The organism is Martinezella lusitana, assembly GCF_900094565.1.
In the GTDB taxonomy this organism is placed as follows: domain Bacteria; phylum Pseudomonadota; class Alphaproteobacteria; order Rhizobiales; family Rhizobiaceae; genus Rhizobium; species Rhizobium lusitanum.
Map to the genome: position 1 here is coordinate 1 of NZ_FMAF01000066.1, position 6,137 is coordinate 6,137.

Sequence of the window (6,137 nt, forward strand, 5' to 3'; positions counted from 1 at the left end):
CCATATTTATGCATCGGGTGAGATTTTGTGGCGGAGCCATTACGGCGCCAGCCGGGGACTGCCAAATCTAGAATTCTCCGCCACATAATATTTCATGCCTCTCTGACGGGCGCGGGATCCCCCTGCGCCGCAATACTGGAGGGGCAATATGCTCGACTTCTATTTTTCGTATCGTGGGGTACTCAAGCGTCTGCGTAGCGGTGCGCTCGGCGGCGAGATGGATCGCTTCGCGGAGCATTTTTTCACGCTCGGTTATAAGCGAGCGTCTGCCAAGATTTACCTGAGCCGGATTGCGCGCTTTAGCCAGTTTGCCGCGAGGCGTTCTTCTGGGCGGCCGCCGCTTTCTGGATTGGTTCCGCCATCACCATCTCGGCCAGGACCTCGAGCCGTTGACGGCTGAGCAGGTCCTTGCTGCTGTCGAGCATCGGCTGTCGCTATCGGCGACCTCCGGCAGCCGCACGGCAGCGACTGCTCACACTCGAACATTTCTTCGGTTTTTGTATTGGGCTGGCTACCATCGCCAAGATCTCGCCGGCGTTGTCCCAAGGACGCCCTCTTGGCGTTTGGCACATTTGCCGCCACGCCTTGCATGGGATGACGTTCGGCAGGCGATCGATGCGATCGGCGCAACGACGCCGGTCGACATCCGCGATCGAGCCGTCCTGCTGCTGCTCGCCACTACGGGCATTCGCAACGGCGAGTTACGCGCCATTCGGCTGAAGGATATCGACTGGCGTACTGGCGAGGTTTTTGTCCGGCGCACCAAGGGCAAGCGTGATCGGGTGGTGCCACTCCTAGAGGAGACCGGCGCCGCACTCGCCGATTACATCCTGCGCGCTCGACCGAAGGTGGATAGTCCGTATCTGTTCCTGTCCTTCACGCCGCCGCTGGGGCCGTTCAAGTGCGCGTCGCCTGTTTCGAGGATCGTGCGGAAGCGGTTGCGGCATGGCGGGGTCGAACTTGGGCGAGTCGCAGGTGCGCATCTCCTGCGCCACAGCCTTGCCACCCAGCTCGTCAGGCAGCAAAGGCCAATCAACGAGGTCGCCGATCTTCTTGGCCACCGGAGCATCAACACAACGGCGTTGTACGTGAAGGTTGCGGCCTCGCAACTCGCCGAGGTCGCACTCCCCTTTCCGGGAGGCGCCGCATGACCGCCTTTGCCCGATTCCTCGGCGAGAAGGTTGAGCGTTACATCGAACTGCGCCACTCGCTCGGCTATGCCTTCAGTAAGCAAGCTGGTACGTTGCGCGCTTTTGTCCGCTACGTTGAACGCACTCAAATCGACGCGCCCGCCACCCGGACGATGGCGCTGGACTTCGTCCTATCGTTCGGCGGGGCCGCCAACAGCCGCACCACTCGTCACGGCGTGCTCCGCAGATTCTACGAGTATCTCGCCGTCTATGACGCCCAAACCGAGAGCTTGGAGCGTAGGGTCTTTCCCAGATCCAGGGCAATTCCGCCGCCGCGGATCCTCAGCGAGTCAGAGTTGGCGTCGCTCATCGACGCATGTGCGCGCATTTCGCCAAGCATCCCTCTCAGGGGGCGGACGATGGCAACGCTAATCGGATTGTTGGCAAGCTCGGGACTGCGATCTGGCGAAGTGGTAAGGCTTGATCGTTCCGACGTCGATCTGACCAACGGGGTTCTTCTCGTTCGGAAGACGAAGTTCCGCAAGGACCGTCTCGTTCCAGTTCACACGACGACCCAGGCTGCCCTTCGCCACTACGCCAGTGAGCGTGACGCCGCTTTTCCCACGCCCAAGGACCAGGGCTTCTTCCTCAGCTCTCGTGGCAACCGCCTCTCAGCGACCGGCCTGCAAAACGGTTTTGCCGAGGTGCGTAAGCTCTCCGGCCTTGATGGCGGTAAGCCCTTAAGGCCGCACGATCTCAGGCACCGGTTCGCCGTGACCCGCCTCAGCTTCTGGCATCAACAGCGCGCAGACGTTCAGGCGTTGCTCCCGTTGCTCGCCACCTATCTCGGCCACGCCAGCTACAGCGATACCGCTTACTACCTCACTGGTTCGGCGGATCTTCTCGCCATTGCGGCGGACCGCGCTTTCCTCGATGGAGGTGCAGCATGAGCGAACATCTGCTCCTGGCGCCGCTCCTGGAATCCTACTTTCGCCGGCGCCTAACCAAGCAGCGCAACGCCACTCCCGCGACTGTCGCGAGCTATCGCGACGCCTTGCGCATGCTGATCCTCTTTGCCGCCGCCAGGTTGCGGAAGAGGCCGGCGGCGTTGGTGCTCGAAGATCTCGATCGAGACCTCGTTCTCGCATTTCTCGACGAACTCGAGGAGAAGCGGAACAACACCGTCGCCACGCGTAATGCCCGACTAGCTGCGATACGATCTTTCTTCCACCATGTGGCAGCCGCCGACCCGGCGTCCTTTGGTGTCGCGCAACGCGTGCTGACGATTCCCACAAAACGCGCGCACATTGAGGTGACGCACCATCTCACCGACGCAGAAGTGGACACCGTCATTGCGGCGCCCGATCAGAGGACGCCCCGTGGTCGGCGCGACCGCGCGTTTCTGCTGTTCCTGGCGCGGACCGGCGCGCGGGTCTCCGAAGCCATCGGTGTCAATGCTGACGACCTTCAGTTGGGACGCCCGCACTCGCAGGTGCTATTGCACGGTAAGGGGCGCAGAGATCGCGTCATCCCCGTTCCTCAGGATCTGGCGAGAGCGCTGGCGGCCTTGTTGCGCGAGCGCGGAATCACCAACCACGAACCACGACCGATCTTTATCGGTGCCCACAATGAGCGCCTGACGCGCTTCGGGGCGACCCACATCGTACGACGAGCGGCGGCCAAGGCAGTGGCCACAAGGCCGGATTTGGCCGAAAAGCCCATATCGCCACACATCTTCCGGCACTCCCTTGCCATGAAGCTTCTCCAGTCCGGCGTGGATCTTTTGACGATTCAAGCCTGGCTCGGGCACGCACAGGTCGCCACCACCCACCGCTATGCCGCCGCGGATGTCGAGATGATGCGTAACGGACTCGAAAAGGCGGGCATCAAGGGCGATTACGGGACGCGCTTCCGGCCCACCGATGCCGTTCTGCAACTGCTGAACAGCATCTAAGCTAAAACATTATGTGGCGGAAGATGCCAGATTTGGCAGTCCCCGGCTGGCGCCATGACGGCTCCGCCACAAAATCTCACCCGATGCATAAAAAGGGTTATGTGGCGCGCCACATAACCCTATTGCGGCGACGTGTTCGTGTTCCGCGCCAAGCGTCTTGATCGGCTTCGTTGCATTTACTGGGACGGATCAGGCATGATTTTAGCGACGAAGTGGTTGGAGGCAGGCAAGTTCGTTTGGCCACCGATCCGCGATGGCGCCATGCAGATGACGCGCGAAGAGTTCTCACTTTTGGTTGCCGGTATTGACTGGACAAGGGTGAAGCAGAACCCAGTGAAGCGGCCCTTGAAAGTTGGTTGATCCTATTGGTTTTGCTTGAAGATTCAGGCTCATGTGGTAGGGTCCGTCATGCCGCTTCGACCCGATCCCTTGCCCCAGGACACTGCGCAATTGACCCGGATCATTCTCTCGCTCAACGAAGAGAATGCCGACCTTAAGGCGCGCGTGGTCTTCCTTGAGCGCCAGCTCTTCGGGACGAAATCGGAGAAGATGACAGTGCTCGATCCGACGCAGGCAATGCTCGATCTTGGCGATCTAAGCGACATTCCCGTTGCTGCCAATGACGATGTCGTGCCGGTCATTGAAGACAAAATGCAGGCACGGCGATCGCCAGCGCGCAATATCGGCCGCTTGCCCAAGCACCTTCCGCGGTATGACGAGGTCATCGAACCAGAGAGCAAGACTTGCCCCTGCTGTTCGTTCGAACTTCATTGCATCGGCACTGATGTCAGCGAGGCGCTCGACATCGTGCCTGCGGTTGTCCGGGTGAAACGGACGATCCGGCCACGCTATGCATGCCGGGCCTGCGAAAGTGTTGTTGTGCAGGCGTCCGCACCGGCACGCGTGATGGACGGTGGCATGGTGACCACGGCGTTTGCCGCGCATGTCGCTGTTTCGAAGTTTGCCTGGCATCTCCCGCTCAACAGACAGGCGCAAATGCTGGCCTCCTGCGGCGTCATCATTGATCGCGGTACGCTCGGGGCATGGGTCACGCGTGTCGCCTGGTGGCTTGAGCTCCTCTACGATGCGCTGACCGCCTTCATCCGCTCGCAGCCGAGGGTGTTCTGTGACGAGACGCCGCTTCCGCGCCTCGATCCAGGACGCAAGCGAACCAAGGTCTGCCAGTTATGGGCGCAAGCGGTTGACGACCGCCCCTGGAATGGTCCGGCGCCGCCGGCGGTTGCTTATATCTTTGCCGAAAGCCGCAGTGCGCGCGAGATCGAGGGGCAATTGTCGTCGTTTGCCGGCGTGCTTCAGGTTGATGGATACCAAGCCTATAAAACCATGGTCAAACGACGCGGCAAGAGCAACGTTGCCCCCATGCGGCTGGCCTTCTGCCTCGCCCATGCACGGCGAAAGTTCGTTGATGTCGTCAAACTGACCGGCTCTTCGGAGGCCTTGTCGATCCTTGCCAGGATTGCAGAAATCTATCGCATCGAAGCAAAACTACGAGGGGAAGATGAAGATACCCGGCTTAGCGGCAGGCGTCGTGAGGCGGCTCCCATCATGAGGGAGCTGAAGGTCCATCTCACCGAACTGAGCGACGAGGTGTCGTCGAAATCAGCACTTGGCAAGGCAGTCACTTACATGCTCAACCACTGGGGCGGCCTGACAGCCTTCCTCGATGATGGCCGGATCGAGGTGGACTCCAACGTAGTCGAGCGTTCAATGAAATCCGTGGCTCTGACGAGAAAGAACTCATTATTCGTGGGCAACGAGCGGGGTGGCCAGACCTTCGCGGTCCTGGCATCGCTCGTGAACACGGCAAAGCTTAACGGCGTGGACCCCGACGCCTGGCTTGCCGATGTGCTGGAACGCATCATCTCCGGCAAAGTCAAAGCCAACGAGATGGAGAGCCTTTTGCCTTGGGCCTGGAACGCCGAGCGCGAAGCGATGACACAGCAGGAGCGACAAGCGGCATGACACAGAACAGCCAGGAGATGACGCCGCGACCGAAGCTCGATGACGACGCATTCGAAGCCTTTATCAGGAGACGTCGTCCGCCATCGCCTATCTGGTCAATGAGCAGTCTCGATGGCTATCTTACGGCCCTCATCATCGGCCCGAAGTTCATCGACCCACGCCAATGGATCCCGGAACTGACCGGCCCGGATGCCCTGAACCTGCCAATGGAAACAACCGAACATCGGGCCGTGCAGACGATCGTGGCGGAGTATAATCGGATATCTGCAAGCCTTTCCGAGAGACCGAAAGACCACCGGCCCAGGTTCACCAGGATCGATGATCAGACCCTTGATCCATTCGATTGGGACATCTGCTTTCTCCTCGGAACAGGATACGCGCCGAGGCTTTGGCAGCCTGTCCTTCGAGGTCATGCCGTCACTGGGGATATCATCGCGCCGATCCGCAAGCTCGGCGAGACAAAACGGAAAGCGACCCACCAGGATGCTGCTGCCGTCGCCGAAGCACTCGTCAATATCCGAACCTATTTTATGCCGAAGCGGGCAAAGCAGAAGTTCTAAAAGAAAGTGCTATTGCGATCCCGTCAACGCCGAAAGCAGTGGGCTGTTCGTCGCGCTCACTGTCATCCTGAATGTACGATGGTGTCAGAACCCAGCGAGTGTCTCTTGCCCATGTCATATTTCGACATTGATGTTTATAGAGCCACCAGCGACGCCACGGCGCTGAATCCGGGTTAACAGTCATGCTCGGATGATTTCGGCCATGTATTGTGGGTTTCTGCCTGCTTTGTTTCGTCTGAGTTTGATACTGCGCTTGTCGTTATGGCTTCGAACCATGTTGATGGCGAAGTGTCGGACGACGGCCATGTTGGCTGGTCCATGCCCGGTTCGAGATCGGGCGGCATCCTCGTTGAAGGTGACGTCGAGTACCCAATGGAGGGAGTTCTCGATGGCCCAATGGCCACGTATGGCCTCGGCGAACTGGAGCGCGGTCATCGACCGCGAGGAGATATAGAAGCGGACCTGGCTGCTTTGCCTGGACTTTTCATAGACTTGTGCTTGCACCTTGAC

General features: G+C 59.8%; 7 protein-coding genes and 1 pseudogene. 6 read left to right on the top strand and 2 right to left on the bottom strand.

The genetic code is table 11. The features are described from left to right. Positions 1-299: 299 nt before the first annotated feature. Positions 300-425: a hypothetical protein gene (locus GA0061101_RS40880; RefSeq protein ID WP_276307848.1), complete on the bottom strand. Its 126-nt coding sequence runs from the start codon at positions 423-425 to the stop codon at positions 300-302. A 147-nt stretch (positions 426-572) separates the two neighbouring features. On the opposite strand from GA0061101_RS40880, the gene GA0061101_RS40695 reads away from it, so the two are divergent. The 6 genes and pseudogenes from GA0061101_RS40695 (at position 573) to GA0061101_RS38240 (ending at position 5,627) form a co-directional block, all read left to right on the top strand. Continuing rightward, positions 573-1,151 (top strand): site-specific integrase, encoded by a 579-nt coding sequence (locus GA0061101_RS40695; protein ID WP_240535524.1) that lies wholly within the window; start codon positions 573-575, stop codon positions 1,149-1,151. After that, positions 1,148-2,080: a tyrosine-type recombinase/integrase gene (locus GA0061101_RS38220; protein ID WP_004126144.1), complete on the top strand. Its 933-nt coding sequence runs from the start codon at positions 1,148-1,150 to the stop codon at positions 2,078-2,080. Before GA0061101_RS40695 ends, GA0061101_RS38220 begins: the two co-directional genes overlap by 4 nt. Further along, positions 2,077-3,084: a tyrosine-type recombinase/integrase gene (locus GA0061101_RS38225; RefSeq protein WP_004126146.1), complete on the top strand. Its 1,008-nt coding sequence runs from the start codon at positions 2,077-2,079 to the stop codon at positions 3,082-3,084. Before GA0061101_RS38220 ends, GA0061101_RS38225 begins: the two co-directional genes overlap by 4 nt. Before the next feature lie 117 nt (positions 3,085-3,201). Beyond that, positions 3,202-3,444, top strand: a pseudogene (gene tnpB, locus GA0061101_RS38230) (IS66 family insertion sequence element accessory protein TnpB); the annotation flags it as partial. Between the two features lie 48 nt (positions 3,445-3,492). Continuing rightward, complete coding sequence (tnpC, locus tag GA0061101_RS38235; RefSeq protein WP_004128951.1) at positions 3,493-5,067, top strand: IS66 family transposase; 1,575 nt, start codon at positions 3,493-3,495, stop codon at positions 5,065-5,067. Further along, entirely contained in the window at positions 5,064-5,627 is a 564-nt protein-coding gene (locus GA0061101_RS38240) for a UPF0149 family protein (RefSeq protein ID WP_004128954.1), read from the top strand. The genes tnpC and GA0061101_RS38240 overlap by 4 nt, the downstream gene beginning before the upstream one ends. Before the next feature lie 180 nt (positions 5,628-5,807). On the opposite strand, the gene GA0061101_RS38245 is transcribed toward GA0061101_RS38240, so the two are convergent. Beyond that, positions 5,808-6,137, bottom strand: a 330-nt coding sequence (locus GA0061101_RS38245; RefSeq protein ID WP_141694193.1) for an ISAs1 family transposase, incomplete at its 5' end; no start/stop codon positions are given.